Source organism: Coprococcus ammoniilyticus, from assembly GCF_025567345.1.
GTDB classification, from domain to species: Bacteria; Bacillota; Clostridia; order Lachnospirales; family Lachnospiraceae; genus Coprococcus; species Coprococcus ammoniilyticus.
Window position 1 is genome coordinate 54,307 of the sequence record NZ_JAOQJS010000004.1, and the last position, 17,723, is coordinate 72,029.

The following is a 17,723-nucleotide window of genomic DNA, read 5'->3' on the forward strand; positions in this document are numbered from 1 at the left end:
GTTTGTTTTTAAACAGTATTTTCTGACAAATCGTTGTGGATGCACGGTGTATAATGCTTGCAAGTACAGATGGGGAAGTTTATAATGCTATATTGGCTTGTTTGAAAGATGATAAAGATAAAAAATTCTTTTCGTTAGAAATGAGAGAGAAGTATAATGTTATTACATAAGAAAAAACGGGATACAAGTACATATTTATTTTCAAATAAAGATCTGGTCAGATTATATGTGCCATTGATCATTGAACAGATGCTTGCGATGTTAGTCGGACTTGCAGATTCGATCATGGTATCTTCGGTAGGGGAATCGGCTGTTTCAGGTGTATCGCTGGTAGACAGTTGTTTTCAGTTAATCATCAACCTTTTTGCAGCACTTGCGACCGGGGGTGCGGTTACGGTCGGACAGTATCTTGGACAGAAGAATAAAGAAAAGGCGGGAGAGGCAGCTACACAGCTTGTGTGGTTTTCGATGCTCCTGTCGCTCGGAGTCATGGCGCTCATGTATGCGGGCAAGGGACTGATCCTAAATCATGTGTTTGGTCAGATCGAAGCAGATGTATATGGTCATGCAGATACTTATATGATGATCGTAAATGCATCGATTCCGTTTCTGGCACTTTATAATGCCGGTGCGGCTATTTTCCGTTCCATCGGTAATTCTAATATATCCATGCGGGTATCTTTGATCATGAACGGGATCAATGTAGTGGGAAATGCCATTTTGATCTATGTATGCAAATGCGGAACGGAAGGCGTTGCGATTCCTACTCTGGTTTCCAGACTGGCAGCAGCGGTTATCATGATCATATTGCTGATCCCGAAGAAAAGTGCACAGGCGAAGCAGGACAGTACACGTATTTATATAAAGAAAAGTCTGCATTATCGGGCGAACTGGCATATGTTGAAAAGCATTCTGTTGGTAGGTATTCCAAACGGACTGGAAAACAGTATGTTCCAGCTTGGTAAGATCCTTGTGCTCAGCCTGGTCTCAACATTTGGCACATATGCGATCGCTGCAAATGCAGTCGGTAATGTGATTGCCGGATTCCAGTTGATGGCTGGTATGGCGGCTTCCCTTGCCATGGTCACAGTAGTATCAAGATGCGTGGGAGCAGGAGATTACGAGCAGGCAAAATATTATACGATCAAAGTTCTGGTCATGGCATATATGTGTATCATAGTTACGGTATTGTTTACATTTGCGGTTCTTCCTCTGGTCATGAAAGCGTATGGACTATCTTACGAAGCGCAGTCTGCTGCCGAGAAGATCCTGATGCTTCATGGTATTGCGGCATCTACGATCTGGCCGGTAGCATTTACGCTTCCATGTACATTCCGTGCAGCCGGTGATGTTAAGTATAGCATGATCGTATCCATCTGTACGATGTGGATCTGCCGTATCGTGTTCAGTTATGTGCTCGGCAAATATATGGGTATGGGTGTATTTGGTGTCTGGGTCGCTATGATCATGGATCAGTTCGTACGTGGCGTGCTGTTCATCCGGCGGTACCTAAGCGGCAGATGGATCGGCAAAAAGGTAATCTGACCGTATGCGGCACAATATGAGTAAGTTCGTAAAAAAGTAGAATTTTTCAGATGACAGAAGATTGTTTGGTATGCTATATTAAAAAGGTGTTTGTTCTATGAGAGAATTTGGAGAAGCTTCCATAGAATCTAAGAGGATAACAAATAAATTAGAAAGAGTCTGTGATATACAGACAGGGGTAAACAAAATATGGAAAAGAAACGTAATACTTTTTCAGGCTCGCTTGGATTTGTCCTTGCGGCCGCGGGAAGCGCAGTAGGACTTGGAAATATCTGGCGTTTTCCATATCTTGCAGCAAAGGATGGCGGTGGACTGTTCCTGGTCATATACCTGATCCTTGCACTGACATTTGGATATACACTTTTGGTGACAGAAGTATCAATCGGTCGGAAGACCAAGCAGAGTCCGCTTACCGCTTATAAGAAGCTGAATAAGAAATGGGGATTCCTTGGAATCATTGCAAGTCTGGTTCCGGTTATTATTTTCCCATATTACATAACGATCGGCGGCTGGGTTGTCAAATACTTCCTCGCATTTTTAACCGGTAAGGGTACAGAGGCAGCGCAGGACGGTTATTTTACAGGTTTTATTACATCAGATATCGAACCGGTCATTTTGATGTTGATATTTCTTGCTGTTACGGCATTTATCGTATTTCGTGGTGTTAATAAAGGAATTGAATCTTTTTCCAAGATCATCATGCCGTTGCTGATCCTTCTGGTTATAGGAATCGCGATCTTCTCCATAACGATCAAAAAGACCGGAGATGATGGAATTGTCAGAACCGGTGTAGAAGGTTTGAAATTATATCTGATTCCGAATCTGGACGGACTTACTGTGAAAAGCTTCTTTACGGTATTATTGGATGCAATGGGACAGTTATTCTTCAGTCTGTCTGTTGCCATGGGTATTATGATCGCTTACGGTTCTTATGTAAAAGATGATGCAGCTCTGAATAAATCAGTTGGACAGATTGAGATTTTTGATACGGTTGTAGCATTTCTTGCAGGCGTTATGATCATTCCTGCTGTATATGTATTCTCAGGAACAGAGGGAATGGCACAGGGTCCAAGTTTGATGTTCGTATCACTTCCGAAAGTATTTGCCCAGATGGGTAAGGTGGGAAATGTGATCGGTTGTCTGTTCTTCGCAATGGTATTATTTGCGGCATTTACCAGTGCAGTGTCTGTCATGGAAGCAATCGTGGCAAGTATCATGGATGAATTCCATACAAGCAGAGCAAAGGCCGGTATTATTGAGTTGATTGTCGCGATCATTGTTGGAACGATCGTATGTCTTGGATATAACAAGCTGTACTTTGAAGTAAAGCTTCCAAACGGATCGATCGCACAGATCCTTGATATCATGGATTACATCAGTAATAACATTATGATGCCGATCGTAGCAATCGGAACCTGTATCCTGATCGGATGGATCTCCAAACCGCAGACGGTTATCGAAGAAGTGCAGAAGAACGGAGAAAAATTCAGCAGAAAAGGTATGTATGTGGTTATGGTGAAATTCATAACACCGATCCTGTTGTTTATCCTGTTCTTAAAGTCGATAGGTTTATTGACATTTATTTAAAACTGTAAAATATAAATAATTTGTCAGCAATATTAAGTTTTCAAATGAATATTATCTAATATAGACCGATCGTCGGAAGCCGGATATTAAATCTTGCATCGACGGTCGGTTTTGCAATATGAAATATATTGAAGAATCTGTGGCAGACAGACCTCAAATGATAGAAAAATACAGATAAGAAAAAAACAGGTCATGGCATAAATAACAGTATTCCGCTATAATAAGGAAACAGAGGAGAGATGATTCATATAATAAATGGAAATAATTTATGGAGCGTGAATATATATGATATTAAGTTTAATTGTTGGTCTGGGACTGCCGCTTCTTGGAACGACGGCAGGAGCAGCCTGTGTATTTTTTATGAAGAAACAGATGAATCTGTTATTGCAGAAAGCATTGTCCGGATTTGCGGCGGGTGTTATGGTGGCTGCATCTATCTGGAGCCTGCTGATCCCGGCGATGGAGCAGTCGGAAGCAATGGGGAAGCTTGCATTTCTTCCGGCAACTATCGGTTTCTGGCTGGGAATTATATTTTTATTACTGATCGATACTCTGATGCCACATTTGCATATTGACAGTAAGGAGGCAGAGGGGGTCAAGAGCAATTTCAAACGTACGACTATGATGGTATTTGCGATCATCATACATAATATTCCGGAAGGAATGGCAGTCGGTGTTGTCTATGCCGGATGGATCAGTGGCAGCACGAACATTACGTTGACGGCGGCACTTGCATTATCCATCGGTATTGCGATCCAGAATCTTCCGGAGGGAGCGATCGTGTCAATGCCGCTTTGTTCGGAAGGCTGCAGTAAACCGAAAGCATTTGGCTATGGATTCTTTTCCGGTATCGTAGAGCCAATCGCAGCGCTGTTTACGATCGCACTTTCTTCGATCATGGTACCGGTGCTTCCGTATTTTCTGGGATTTGCGGCAGGAGCTATGCTATATGTTGTAGTTGAGGAATTGATACCGGAGATGGCAGAGGGTGAGCATACGAATCTTGGTACGATCATGTTTGCGGTAGGATTTTCATTGATGATGGTGCTTGATGTAGCACTTGGATAAGAGAACAGTCAGAACGTGAAAATGCAGGTTATGGTTATTGTAAAAGGATAACTATATGCTGCATTTTTATGATTTGTATAACTATATAACTGCATTTTTATGGCAGTTGATATTTTCGGAGTGTTCCACTATACTGTTATTAGGTATAGCTTGAAGCATAACAAAGGTCTGCTCACAGATATATTGATTTTATAGAACGCGCGAGGCAGACCGGATGATTGTACAGGAAGAAGAATTATATAGCAGAAGAAAAGAGGCAGATACAAGTGTATGATGTAAAATCATTAAAAGCAGAAGAATTTATTTCAGATGAAGAGATCAGAGAGACATTGGCATATGCCGATGCGAATAAAGATAACGTACAGATGGTTGATGAGATCCTTGCAAAAGCCAGATTAAAAAAGGGCTTGACGCACAGAGAAGCGTCTGTGCTGCTGGCCTGTGAGATGCCGGATAAGATCCGGGAGATGTATGATCTGGCAAGGGAGATCAAGGAAGATTATTATGGAAATCGTATCGTGTTATTTGCGCCGCTGTATCTGTCCAATTATTGTGTGAATGGATGTGTCTATTGTCCATATCACAGCAAGAATAAACATATTGCAAGAAAGAAGCTGACACAGGAGGATATCGTAAGAGAGGTTACCGCACTTCAGGATATGGGACACAAGCGTCTGGCGATCGAAGCCGGTGAAGATCCTGTGAATAATCCGATCGAATATATTCTGGAATGTATTAATACAATCTACAGTATCAAACATAAGAACGGCGCAATCCGCCGTGTCAATGTCAATATAGCAGCGACAACAGTTGAGAATTATACGAAGTTAAAGGATGCAGGCATCGGAACCTATATCCTGTTTCAGGAGACTTATCATAAGGAAAGCTATCTGAAATTACATCCGACAGGTCCGAAGCATGATTACGATTACCACACCGAAGCTATGGATCGTGCCATGGAAGGTGGTATCGATGATGTAGGACTTGGTGTACTGTTCGGATTGGAAATGTACCGGTATGAATTTGCAGGGTTACTGATGCATGCAGAACATCTGGAAGCGGTTCATGGGGTAGGGCCGCATACGATCAGTGTTCCGAGGATCAAACGTGCAGATGATATCGATCCTGATGTATTCGATAACGGAATCAGTGACGATACATTTGCAAAGATCTGCGCACTGATCCGTATTGCAGTACCATATACGGGAATGATCATATCAACCAGAGAGAGTCAGGCAGTTCGTGAGAAAGTGCTGCCGCTTGGTGTTTCACAGATCAGTGGAGGTTCGAGAACAAGTGTAGGCGGATATGATATCCCGGAGACATCAGAAGATATCACATCGGCTCAGTTCGATGTCAGCGATACCAGAACGCTGGATCAGGTTGTGAACTGGCTGATGAAGATGGATTATATACCAAGCTTCTGTACAGCATGTTACAGAGCAGGAAGAACAGGAGACCGGTTTATGGCACTCTGTAAGAGTATGCAGATCTTAAACTGCTGTCATCCAAATGCTCTTATGACGCTGAAGGAATATCTGGAAGATTATGCAAGTCCTGAGACGAAGCAGATCGGTCTGGAGCTGATCGAACGTGAGCTTGCGCGGATCCCGAATGAGAAGGTCAGACAGATCACGGCAGATCATATACATGATATTGCAGAAGGACAGAGAGACTTCCGGTTCTAACAGATGATAGGAAGAAGCGATCTTAACAGATGAAAGGATTGCAGATAACAGAGATTGCAGATAAATGCTGAAGCAGACAGCGTATAACAACAGGGAGGGCAACACATGGCAGGGTTAAATGAGACACCATCGGGCAATCGACTTCATATCGGAGTATTTGGAAAGACAAACAGCGGAAAATCTTCTTTTATCAACCGATTTTCCGGTCAGAATATATCAATCGTAGCGAATGTTGCAGGGACAACCACTGATCCTGTGTACAAAGCAATGGAAGTTTATCCGCTTGGCCCTTGTACCCTGATCGATACAGCGGGCTTTGACGATGCGACAGAGCTTGGGGAGGAACGCTTGGAAAAGACAAGGATTGCAGCCGAGAAAACAGATATAGCGATCATTCTGCTTGTAGATACTGACATGGACGAGGAACTTCACTGGTATGAACAGTTTAAGGAAAAGAAGACACCTGTTATATGGGTGATCGGTAAGGCAGATATCCGGAATGATACAGAAAAGATAAATGAAACGCTGTATCAACAGACAGGACAGCGTGCGATTGTTATCAGTGCCGCGACTGGAGACGGTATGGATCAGGTAAGAAAAGAGCTTGTACGGAACCTGCCGGAGCAATATGGTGCTTCTTCGATCCTTAGAGAGCTGGTAACAAAGGGAGATCTGGTCATGCTTGTTATGCCGCAGGATATTCAGGCACCGAAGGGCAGACTGATCCTGCCACAGGTGCAGACACTGAGAGAATTGTTAGATAAAAAATGCCTTGTTATGAGCGTGACGACAGATCAGTATGTGGAAGCCTTATCCCATCTGACAGAGGCACCGAAGCTGATTATAACGGATTCACAGGTATTTGCCTATGTCTATGAGCATAAGCCTAAGAAATCTATGTTGACTTCCTTTTCTGTGTTATTTGCCGCACATAAGGGAGATATCGAATATTATATAGAGGGTGCAAATGCGATAGGAAAGCTGAATGGGGAATCCCATGTGCTGATTGCAGAGTGCTGTACACATGCACCGTTAAAAGAAGATATCGGACGGGAAAAGATTCCTAAGATGCTGCGGAAACGGTATGGAGAAAATATGACGATCGATATAGTCAGTGGAACGGATTTCCCGGATGATCTGCAGGGGTATGATCTTGTCATACAGTGTGGGGGCTGTATGTTTAATCGCAAATATATTATGTCAAGGATCGATCATGCAAAGGAGCAACAGATCCCGATGACCAATTATGGTGTGGTGATCGCGTATCTGACCGGGATATTAGATAAGGTTGTAATACCTGACTAAAAAGCCGGAAAAGACAGAAGCCACTGATCATATTAATGGGCTTCAGGAAAAGATAACAACAAATGCTGCAGAAAGTAAGTAATATAATATATAATATAAAACAAAATCAGGAGGCAAAGTTTATGAAGAAATACGAAACGCCACAGATGAATATTGTAGAATTTGAAACAGAGGATATCATTTGTACGAGTGGAGACGTTATAACCGGAGATAATGAAACGCCTATTATTCCCGGGAAATAGGGAAATTAGGCTATAAGCCGGTAAACAGATGATGCCGGATATCAAAGAACAAATGATACGAAAATATACAGATAATTCAGGAGAACGATGATGAAACATTTAGTAAGAATCGCGTCCGTATCACCAAGAGTACATCTTGGTAATGTAACAAAGAACTGTAAGGAGCTTGAAACAGTTTATAGAACCTATGCAGAACAGGTAGACGTTATTGTGACGCCGGAACTGTCACTGACCGGATACACCTGCGGGGATCTGTTTGTGAACCGTCATCTGATCGACAGGGCAGAAGAAGGACTGTTACAATTGGCGGAAATGACAGCAGAATATGGCAAAAAGGGCGCAGCACTTGTTGTCGGTGTGCCATATGAAGTAGACGGAGAATTATTTAACTGTGGAGCTTTTTTATGGAACGGAATGGTGCTCGCACTCGTTCCGAAGATCTACCTGCCGAATTACGGAGAGTTTTATGAGAAACGGTGGTTTAGTGGAAGACGTGTAGAGAACCGGACAGTTGAACTGGCAGATGGATCGGAAACTTTATTTGGCAATTCCATCCTGATCGAGATGACGGATCCGAATCAGCAGGAGGAGCATGTTACATTTGGCATGGAGATCTGCGAGGATCTCTGGACACCGATCGCACCGGGAAGACTGCTGACACTTCAGGGAGCAGAGATCCTGCTCAATCTGTCGGCATCCAATGAAGTGATCGGAAAGGAACAGTACAGAAGAACACTGACAGGAAGTATGTCATCCTCCTGTATCTGTGGATATGTCTATACATCAGCCGGAGCCTATGAATCAACCTCGGATATGGTATTTTCCGGACACAATCTGATGTATGAAAACGGAAAATTATTAGGCGAGATCAAGCCATTTGAAGATGGGATCCTGATCCGTGATTTTAATATGACAAAGATCCGCCATGATCGTCTGGCAAATAAATCCTTTGCGGAGTGTAAACGGAATTTTGAAGCCGGAGAATACATGACAGTAAACTGCGAGAAGGTATTTGCAGAGAAAAAAGAAGTATGCGCAAAGGTTTCCATGACACCATTTGTTCCATCAAAGAACAGACTGGAACGATGCCGGTCGATCTTTGCAATGCAGGTTGCAGGTCTGCAAAGGAGAATCGAAGCCACACATGCGTCATGTATCGTTGTTGGCGTATCCGGTGGACTGGATTCTACGCTGGCACTTCTGGTATCCGCACAGGCAGTAAAGAATCTCGGACTGCCACCGGAGACAGTAACCGGTATCACGATGCCGGGATTTGGAACGACGAAACGCACAAAAAGCAATTCAACAACGCTTATGGAACTGCTTGGATGTGACATCCGGGAGATCAGCATCGTAGATTCTGTCCGTCAGCATTTTGCAGATATCGGGCAGGATGAAACAGTACATGATATTACATATGAGAACTGTCAGGCGAGAGAGCGGACACAGATCTTGATGGATGTAGCCAATAAAGAGGGCGGATTTGTGATCGGAACCGGTGATTTGTCAGAACTTGCACTTGGCTGGTGTACCTATAACGGAGACCACATGAGCATGTATGCGGTGAATACCAGCATCCCGAAGACTCTGGTCCGGACTCTGGTAGATGAAGTTGGACATGATATGGATCGAAATGGATTCCCGGGAATCAAGGACGTGATCGAGGATATCATTGATACGCCGGTAAGTCCTGAACTGCTTCCGCCGAATGCGGATGGAACGATCGCACAGAAGACAGAGGATACTGTTGGATCCTATATCCTGCATGATTTCTTCTTGTATTACACACTGCGTTATGGCATGGAGCCGGAAGATGTCTATGACCTTTGTAAAGAAGCGGTAAGACAGAGCGTAGAAGCTTCGGAAGATGGGGAAATAGAAGCATATACATTTACAGATGAAGAGATAAAGAAATGGCAGAAGGTATTCTATACCAGATTTTTCCGTCAGCAGTTTAAACGTAACTGTATGCCGGATGGCGTAAAGGTCGGTACGGTATCGGTAAGCCCAAGAGGGGATCTGAGACTGCCATCCGAGATAGAATTTGAGGATTTCCTTACTTTCGAATAGAACTGGAATAGAGGAAAATATGAACCGTTACAAACGATAATTAAGCTTATTAAAGATTGTTTCAGAGTTGAATTATGATATAGTAGATGGAAATTGCAACCTGAAACTGATCGTACATTCATAACAGGGATATGAATGTCGGTTCATAAAAAGGAGAGAGATATGAAATTAGAATTACAGGGCATCAAAAAGAGCTTTGATGGCACAGAGATCCTGCATGGGATCAATTTCTCGGTAGAGGGTGGAAGCGCACTCGGACTGTTGGGAAGAAATGGCGCAGGAAAGACCACAACGATCCGGATCATCATGGATGTTTTCCATGCAGATGAAGGTCAGGTCTTATTAGATGGAGCCCCCTTTGTCTATCAGCCGGGGCAGGTCGGATACCTGCCGGAGGAACGTGGCTTATATCCGAAACGTCTGATCAGTGAGCAGTTAGTATATCTGGCAAAGCTTCGTGGGATGAATAAAAAGCAGGCGGAAGAGAATATGCGGAAGTGGCTGACCCGTCTGGATGTGATCCAGTACGAGAACCGGAAACTGGATACGTTATCGAAAGGTAATCAGCAGAAGGTACAGCTTGCAGCAACATTAGTAGCAGATCCTGACATCGTGATCTTAGATGAGCCGTTTTCCGGTTTAGATCCTGTGAATTCCCAGATCTTAAAGGATGTTATAAATGAACTGATCGCAGACGGAAAGATCGTTATCTTCTCCAGCCACCAGATGAGCTATGTGGAAGAATTCTGTGAAGATATCGTAGTGATCAATCATGGTGAAGTGGCACTGGCAGGCAACCTTGACAAGATCAAGGAAGAATACGGAAAAGGACATAAAGCAGTTGCGGCTGTTGGAATGGAGTCGGAAGAACTGGAACAGATTCTTCGTGATAAGTTTGCAGATCAGGTGCAGGTGATCAGCCATAACAAGCATCATGTTGTGACACAGATTCTGCCGGAACAGGATGAATGGCAGGTGCTTTCCCGTTTTAAAGAGTTGGGAATCAGGCTTAGGAGCTATGGAGTTTATGAGCCTTCCCTGAATGATATATTTGTATCGGCAGTCGGAGATGAGGAGACACCGGAAGATATAAAAGAAAAAAATAATATCGGAACTTCTTTTTCTGAATTTGAACCAAAGCAGAAAAAGGGTCTGTTTGGAAAGAGAGGTTAAGATATATGAAAAAGATTGGTACAATATTAAGGTTTGAACTCGGTAATTATTTTGGCAGTAAATCCTATCTGATTTCAACGATCTTACTGGCACTTCTTTGCGTAGGCATCATGTTCGCACCGAGAATTAAGGAATCGTTTACAAGTGGAAGTCCTTCGTCTGATAAAGAGACAGATGCAGAGGATGAATCGGATCAGGAGAATGAATCCGTATATGCATATTATGATGCATCCGGTATTATGGATGAAGGATTGCTGGCGCAGGTATATCCGGATGTTAAGCTGCAGAAATGTAAGGATGCAGCAGAAGTAGAGTCGCTGGTTAAAAGTGAAGATGCGGAACTTGGTTATGTAGTTTATAGTACATCAGAATATACCTATTATGTTTATAATAAAGGCATGTTTGATGATTACACCAGTACCTTTGACAGTTATCTGTCCATGCTGTCCAAGAAACAGTACAGTGAAGCACATGATCTGGATTTTGATGAACTTATGAGTCTTGATTATGCAGATATCCAGGCAAAAGAAGTTATCCTCGGTAAGGACAGCACAAGCAATTACTGGTATTGTTATATTCTGGTTATCGTGATCTTCATGCTGATCGTTATGTATGGAATGTCGATCGCAACCGGTGTGGCAAATGAAAAGAGCAACCGCTCGATCGAGATTCTGGTAACAACAACGAACTCCAGAGATATTTTATTTGGAAAGGTATTTGCCGGAACAGTTGCTACGTTCTTTCAGGTTGGATTGATCATGGCAGCCCTGTTGATCTCATACAACTTTAATAAAGACTACTGGGGCGGCTTTATGGGTTCTGTATTAAATATCCCATCTGATGTTCTGATCGCATTTGCGGTATTCGGCCTTGGTGGATTCCTGTTCTATGCATTTATGTATGGAGCACTTGGGGCACTGGTATCTAAGATCGAGGATTTGAACAAATCAGCCGGTACGGCGCAGATGATCGTAATGATCGTGTATTTTGTCGTACTGATGAACCTGACAAATGTAGATGGACTGGTCATCAGGATCTGTTCTTATCTACCGATCAGTTCTTACAGTGCAATGTTTGCAAGAGTTGCGATGGGAGATGTAGCAACATGGGAAGTTGTTATATCAGCAATAATTTTATATATATCGGTGATCGGTATGGGTGTTCTGGGAGGTAAGATCTTCCGTAATTCAACACTTCGGTATGGCAATCCAATCAGGTTATCCAGAGCATTAAAAGAATTAAAAAGAGAAAAATAAGATATAAAAATAAGACAATAAAAAGGCCACATGCGTGCTGTGTTGATGTAAAAATGTAGAAAATATTCCTTATACCTTTACATTAAAAGGCGGATGTGGCATAATTTCATGTGAAATTATTGAACGCACTTGGTGCGGGTATACAGGGGAGACAGGGTAAAATAAAATAGAAATGAAAGCAATTTCTAAATTCGCAGTGCAAAAAGAGTGGCTGTGATATCTGTTCGCTTCTGGAATATAATTTCAATGGCTTAAAAAGAAAGGTTACAGTAAAATATGGAAGTAATCGATTTCCATTCCCATGTTCTTCCGGGAATTGACGATGGAAGCAGAAATATAGAAACATCCATAGAGATGCTTCGGCTCAGTCGGAATGCCGGTGTAGACAGAATGATCGCGACACCGCACTTTTATGCGGACGAGGATCGGATCGAACATTTTCTTGAAAAACGGGAACATGCATATCAAAGTCTGATAGAGGCAGTAACGACTGAAAACATATCGGATACCCCACAGCTTCTGCTTGGAGCGGAAGTTGCTTTTTTTGATGGGATCGGAGATGCAGATAAGGTTGACCGGCTGACAATCCAGGGAACAGAGCTTCTTCTGCTTGAGATGCCGTTCCGGACGTGGACGGATGAAGATCTTTTACAGGTAAAAAAGCTGATCCATGAGAGACAGCTCCGGATCATTATCGCTCATCTGGAACGCTTTATGAAGATTTCAGGGAATAAGCCGTACATAAAAAAGCTGATGGAGCTTCCGGTTACCATACAGATCAATGCAGAAAGTTTGTCAGACTGGAAACAGGGCGGGATGTTGATTCGCATGTTTCAAAAGAGGCAGGCACATATTCTGGGAAGTGACTGTCATGGAGTTCATCATCGTCCTCCGAATCTGATGGAGGGACGACAGAGACTGGAAAAGAAAGCAGGTGCAGACATTCTTGCAGAGATTGATGCATATGGATGTCAGCTTCTTGGTTTGAGATAAAAGGTTGGAGGATAGACAGATGTCAAAAAAAGTAGCGATCATAATCAGTATTATACTGTTTATTATATTGACAGCACTTATCATATGTGAAAAAACATGGCCGACAGGAGGATCTGATCTGATAGGGAACCTGTTCTGATCAGAGAAAGAAAGATGGCACACAGGATACATTCCAGACAGGAAAAACTGAAATTATATAAAAAACTGACAATTACTATTGCAGCAGTTATCATATTTTGTTTAGCGGCAGTTATTGTGTTCCGGGCAATTGACCGGCAGAAGCTCCGGAAGCAGGAGGCATATGAGGCAGAGCAGGGAGTTGTCCGTATAAATGGCAAGAAATATCTTCCGAAGAAGAATATAGAGACCTATTTGTTCATGGGTATCGATTCACTGGATAAAGTAAAAAAAGCAGAGGACTATGGAGAATCCGGGCAGAGTGATGTGCTTTTGCTGATGGTCAGAGATATCAGTGAAGGGACATTTAAGACTCTGGCGATCAACAGAAATACACTGACAAATGTAAAATCCCTGGATCTCGACAATTCTTATCTGGGCGATTCTGTTGTACAGATTGCACTTGCACATGCAAGCGGAGATGGACTGGAAGCCAGTTGCGAGAATACCGTGGATGCTGTATCAGAGCTGCTTGGTGGTCAGAAGATTGACGGATATGCTGCTGTAAATATGGGAGCAATTTCTATCATCAATCATATGGCAGGAGGAGTAACAGTTACGATTGAGGATGATTTTTCCAAAGTGGATCCATCCCTTAAGATTGGAGATACGGTTCAGCTCAGTGATGAGCAGGCGGTACATTATGTACATGACCGGTGGGATGTCGCTGATGAAACAAATGAAAACAGAATGAAACGTCAGTCCGTATATATGGAAGGGCTTAAGAAAAATATAAAAGAGAAATGTCAGACAGACAGTACCTATCCGTTGGATCTGTACAATGCACTGGGAGATTATATGGTGACGAATATATCGGCAAATAAATTCAGCAAGCTGGCACTTCTTGTTGTGAAAGAGAAGGATGAGGGCGAGGTATCTATTTCCGGAACAGAAGGGCTGGATGAACTTGATTTCGCTACCTTTGAGGCAGATGAGGAAAGTCTGAATGCAGCGATCGCAGAGCTGTTTTATAAAGAATATACAGAATAGAGATACTTTGGATGGAGGAGAACATGAGCGCAGAAAATAAAAAAGTACCGATGTCGGACAATGGAAAAGAAGAAAAGATCAATAAGGTGACGATGGTGACCGTTGATGATGACGATAAAGAGATAGATCTGGTCGATCTGGGATATGCACTGATGGATAAGTTGCATTTTATCATACTTGCATTTTTGCTTGGTGCAGTCCTGTTAAATGCATATGCATATTTTATGATCAAACCGACGTACCAGTCGACCGCAAAACTGTATGTCGTATCTGCATCGGAGGATTCCGTTGTAAATCTGTCCGATCTGAATATTGGTATGTCGCTGACAAAGGATTATGAGGAATTAATGCTCAGTTATCCTGTATTGGATCAGGTAATCTCCAAATTGAATTTGTCAATGGATTCGGCAGAGCTTGCACAGATGATCGTACTTGAGAATCCGGCGGATACAAGAGTACTGAAGATAACAGTTACAAGCACAGATCCGGAGCAGGCAAAAGACATAGCAAACACACTGGCTGAGATCGCGGTAGAATATCTTCCGGATACAATGAGTACCAATGCACCGAATATTGCTCAGGTTGCAAGAATACCGGATCAGAAGGCAGGACCAAGTTATCTGAAATATACACTGATCGGAGCATTGGCGGGCGCATTTATTTACTGTCTGATCCTGATCATACGATATCTCCTGGATGATACGATCCATACAGCATCCGATATGGAAAAATACTTTGGAATTGTTCCGCTTACTTCAATTCCAGACAGTGAGTCACTGGGACAGAATGAGGACGGCTCTGAATATGGAGAAACAAAATCTGGATTGAAAGGGAGACGAAGCAAATGAAAAAGATAAATATTGATTTTAAAGAAATGCCGTATGCTGTCGAAGAAGCAATGAACAGGCTTCGTATAAATATCAAGTTTTGTGGAAAAAATACAAAGAAGTTGTTGATCACAAGTAGTCTGCCAAATGAAGGCAAAAGTACCATTTCCATGAATCTGTGGAAGATGATGGCAGAAGCCGGATTTCCGACTGTATTTCTTGATGTGGATTTGAGAAAATCAGTGATCAAGAGCAGACATAATATCCAGACAGAAGGCGAGATCAAGGATCTGGGTTATTATCTGTCCGGGCAGGCAGAATATGAGGATGTTGTATATGAAACAAATATCCCAAATGGTTATATCGTGCCATGTTGCAATCTGTTAGAGAATCCATCTGCATTATTGGAGGATGATCGTTTTGCAGAACTGCTTAATAAACTGGCAGAGCAGTATAGATATGTGATTATAGATTCGCCGCCACTTGGCAGTGTCGCAGATGCTGCACAGGTTGCTTCCTTATGTGATGGTGCAGTACTTGTTGTCCGTAGTGGTGAAACGTCCAGAAACGTGATAAAACAATCCATGCAGCAGTTGGAACAGGTTCGCTGTAAACTGCTGGGTGTGATCCTGAACCGGGTAGAAGTATCCGGACGTGCATACAAGAGTTATTATGGAAAATATAAATCCTATGGCTATGGATACGGCTATGGAAAAGACCAGAAAAGCGGAAAATAGAACAGATCCAGATAGATAGCGGATCCGTTCAACAGGATCTGGCAGATGGACACAGGTTGGATGATTCGGCCGATACGTGGCAGACGGCTGTTTTATCATAGATGTTCTGGTTAAAGTGGTGAGAGAACTTCAGTTTTCAAAATGATCAGAACGATTTTTATCCGAAAATGTGCTAGGAAGGAGAAAACTCAATATGAAGAATTTAAAGAAGCTGATTGCTATTATCATGGTTATCGCTCTTATGATTCCATGTACAGCAATGGCTGCAACAGAGTCAGTTACTTCACAGGAGTTAACAAAGAAGAACACAACAATTACATGTTCTACACTTACTTATACAGGTAAGAAACAGACTCCTAAGACGATCAAGGTTCAGTATAAAACCAAGAGCGGCAAGAAAGTAACATTAAAGGCTGGTACAGACTATACTGTTAAGGTTACAAGCGGCAAAAATGCTGGTACTTACTCAGTAAAGATCACTGGTAAGGGCAAGTATGCCGGAAAAGTGTCATCTTCATACACAATTAAGAAGGCAACTCAGAAGAAGCTGACAGTTAAAAACGGTTATAAGACCAAGAAAGCTTCAACATTTAAGAAGAAAGCTAAATCTTATACATTCAAGGTTTCTGGTGTAAAGGATAAGGCTAAAGTAACTTATCAGAGAAGCTCAAAGAAGATTGTTGTAAAGAATGGCAAGATCACTCTGGCTAAGGGTATCAAGAAAGGTACTTACAGAGTAACTGTTAAGGTTGCTGCAACAAAGAACTACAAAGCAACAACAAAGACAATCAAGATCAAAGTTAAATAATATTTAACACAATACATTAAATTGCTATAGCGTTGAAGGCACCCTGGCCACGAGGGTGTCTTTTTTCTTATTGCACGCTGTCCTTACTGTGTGGTAAACTAAGGCAGTATTTTAAATGATGGTGGTATGTGGAACATGAAAAATGAAAAGATGGGATTTGAAAATGAAAAATTTATATTCTGGATTCGGCTTGCGGATGTAACGATAAAAATCTATGCGAATTACAGAAGCACAAGAGAATATTGCCGGGACTACCTGACAACGGGACCGGAGGCATTTTCGGTAATGATCACACAGAGGGATATCGCAGCGGAACGGGATCGGTCGGAGAAGCAGGAACAGGCCGGTGGAAGGAAAGGACCGGGAAGACCGTGGTTTGGATACTACAGTGATGCATATCTGGAAACGCTGGCGTTATACCGGAAGATCGCAGATCAGATGATCGCATACAGTACCTTGTTATTTCATGGTTCGGTGATAGCGGTGGATGGAGAAGCGTATCTGTTCACGGCGAAGAGTGGAACCGGAAAATCTACACATACCAAGCTGTGGCGCAAATATTTTGGAAATCGTGCTGTGATGGTAAATGACGATAAGCCATTGTTGAAAGTAACCGGCAAAGGTGTGTTGGCATGCGGAACCCCATGGGCGGGCAAGGATCATCTGCAGAACAACATCATGGTTCCATTAAAGGCAGTATGTATTCTGGAACGGGATACGGTCAATCATATCGAACAGATCAGGAAGCGGGATGCATGGAAGATGATATTACAGCAGAGTTATCGTTCAGATCAGCCGGCGGTATTATCATCGACAATCCGTCTGGCGGAGCAGATCATGGATAAAACAAAGCTGTACCGGCTAGGCTGCAATATGTCCATGCGGGCAGTGGAGACTTCCTACAATGGAATGAATACAGATATAGATTATGCAGATTAAAAACATATAAAACAACAAAACGAAAATATACAGAAATAATGGAGCGGTAAATGAAATTAAAAGATGAATTTATTACATATGAAACAGATGGAGAACAGATCATGGTAGCTGCCGGAACCGACAGCTTTTCCGGTTTGGTCAGAAGCAATGAGACAGCAGGCTTTATCGTAGAATGTCTGAAAAAAACTGTGACAGAGGATGATATCGTTCATGCAATGACAGATGCATATGATGCATCGGAGGCTGTTGTCCGCAGGGATGTGAAGGGAATATTGAAGAAGCTGGATTCCATTGGTGCGATCGAATATTAAGAAGCCG

Annotated in this window: 15 protein-coding genes; all 15 read left to right on the top strand. The window is 42.6% G+C overall.

Translation table 11 applies throughout. The annotated features are described in order from the left end of the window. Positions 1-156 precede the first annotated feature (156 nt). Positions 157-1,545 carry an MATE family efflux transporter gene (locus tag OCV60_RS06710; RefSeq protein ID WP_262529865.1) on the top strand — a complete coding sequence of 463 codons (1,389 nt, stop codon included), beginning with the start codon at positions 157-159 and terminating at the stop codon, positions 1,543-1,545. Between the two features lie 189 nt (positions 1,546-1,734). Beyond that, positions 1,735-3,132, top strand: coding sequence for a sodium-dependent transporter (locus tag OCV60_RS06715; protein ID WP_021944091.1), 1,398 nt, complete (start codon positions 1,735-1,737; stop codon positions 3,130-3,132). Between the two features lie 285 nt (positions 3,133-3,417). Further along, entirely contained in the window at positions 3,418-4,200 is a 783-nt protein-coding gene (locus tag OCV60_RS06720) for a ZIP family metal transporter (protein ID WP_021944092.1), read from the top strand. Between the two features lie 266 nt (positions 4,201-4,466). Continuing rightward, positions 4,467-5,888 carry a [FeFe] hydrogenase H-cluster radical SAM maturase HydG gene (gene hydG, locus OCV60_RS06725; RefSeq protein WP_021944093.1) on the top strand — a complete coding sequence of 474 codons (1,422 nt, stop codon included), beginning with the start codon at positions 4,467-4,469 and terminating at the stop codon, positions 5,886-5,888. A gap of 105 nt (positions 5,889-5,993) precedes the next feature. After that, entirely contained in the window at positions 5,994-7,193 is a 1,200-nt protein-coding gene (gene hydF, locus OCV60_RS06730) for a [FeFe] hydrogenase H-cluster maturation GTPase HydF (protein ID WP_021944094.1), read from the top strand. 332 nt (positions 7,194-7,525) lie between these two features. Continuing rightward, complete coding sequence (locus tag OCV60_RS06735; protein WP_021944096.1) at positions 7,526-9,505, top strand: NAD(+) synthase; 1,980 nt, start codon at positions 7,526-7,528, stop codon at positions 9,503-9,505. A 162-nt stretch (positions 9,506-9,667) separates the two neighbouring features. Continuing rightward, entirely contained in the window at positions 9,668-10,678 is a 1,011-nt protein-coding gene (locus OCV60_RS06740) for an ABC transporter ATP-binding protein (RefSeq protein ID WP_021944097.1), read from the top strand. A gap of 5 nt (positions 10,679-10,683) precedes the next feature. Further along, positions 10,684-11,934, top strand: a complete 1,251-nt coding sequence (locus OCV60_RS06745; protein ID WP_021944098.1) for an ABC transporter permease — start codon at positions 10,684-10,686, stop codon at positions 11,932-11,934. Positions 11,935-12,210: 276 nt separating this feature from the next. Then, complete coding sequence (locus OCV60_RS06750; RefSeq protein ID WP_117807296.1) at positions 12,211-12,927, top strand: CpsB/CapC family capsule biosynthesis tyrosine phosphatase; 717 nt, start codon at positions 12,211-12,213, stop codon at positions 12,925-12,927. Between the two features lie 153 nt (positions 12,928-13,080). Next, positions 13,081-14,094: an LCP family protein gene (locus OCV60_RS06755; RefSeq protein WP_118674347.1), complete on the top strand. Its 1,014-nt coding sequence runs from the start codon at positions 13,081-13,083 to the stop codon at positions 14,092-14,094. Positions 14,095-14,117: 23 nt separating this feature from the next. Further along, positions 14,118-14,942, top strand: coding sequence for a YveK family protein (locus OCV60_RS06760; RefSeq protein ID WP_262529867.1), 825 nt, complete (start codon positions 14,118-14,120; stop codon positions 14,940-14,942). Further along, a complete protein-coding gene (locus OCV60_RS06765) occupies positions 14,939-15,658 on the top strand; it encodes a CpsD/CapB family tyrosine-protein kinase (protein ID WP_021944103.1) in 720 nt (239 codons plus the stop codon). Before OCV60_RS06760 ends, OCV60_RS06765 begins: the two co-directional genes overlap by 4 nt. Before the next feature lie 193 nt (positions 15,659-15,851). Further along, entirely contained in the window at positions 15,852-16,466 is a 615-nt protein-coding gene (locus tag OCV60_RS06770) for a hypothetical protein (RefSeq protein WP_262529868.1), read from the top strand. A gap of 135 nt (positions 16,467-16,601) precedes the next feature. Next, complete coding sequence (locus OCV60_RS06775; RefSeq protein ID WP_262529870.1) at positions 16,602-17,405, top strand: hypothetical protein; 804 nt, start codon at positions 16,602-16,604, stop codon at positions 17,403-17,405. Between the two features lie 50 nt (positions 17,406-17,455). Next, positions 17,456-17,716, top strand: coding sequence for a PqqD family protein (locus OCV60_RS06780; RefSeq protein ID WP_262529871.1), 261 nt, complete (start codon positions 17,456-17,458; stop codon positions 17,714-17,716). The last annotated feature ends 7 nt before the right edge of the window (positions 17,717-17,723 follow it).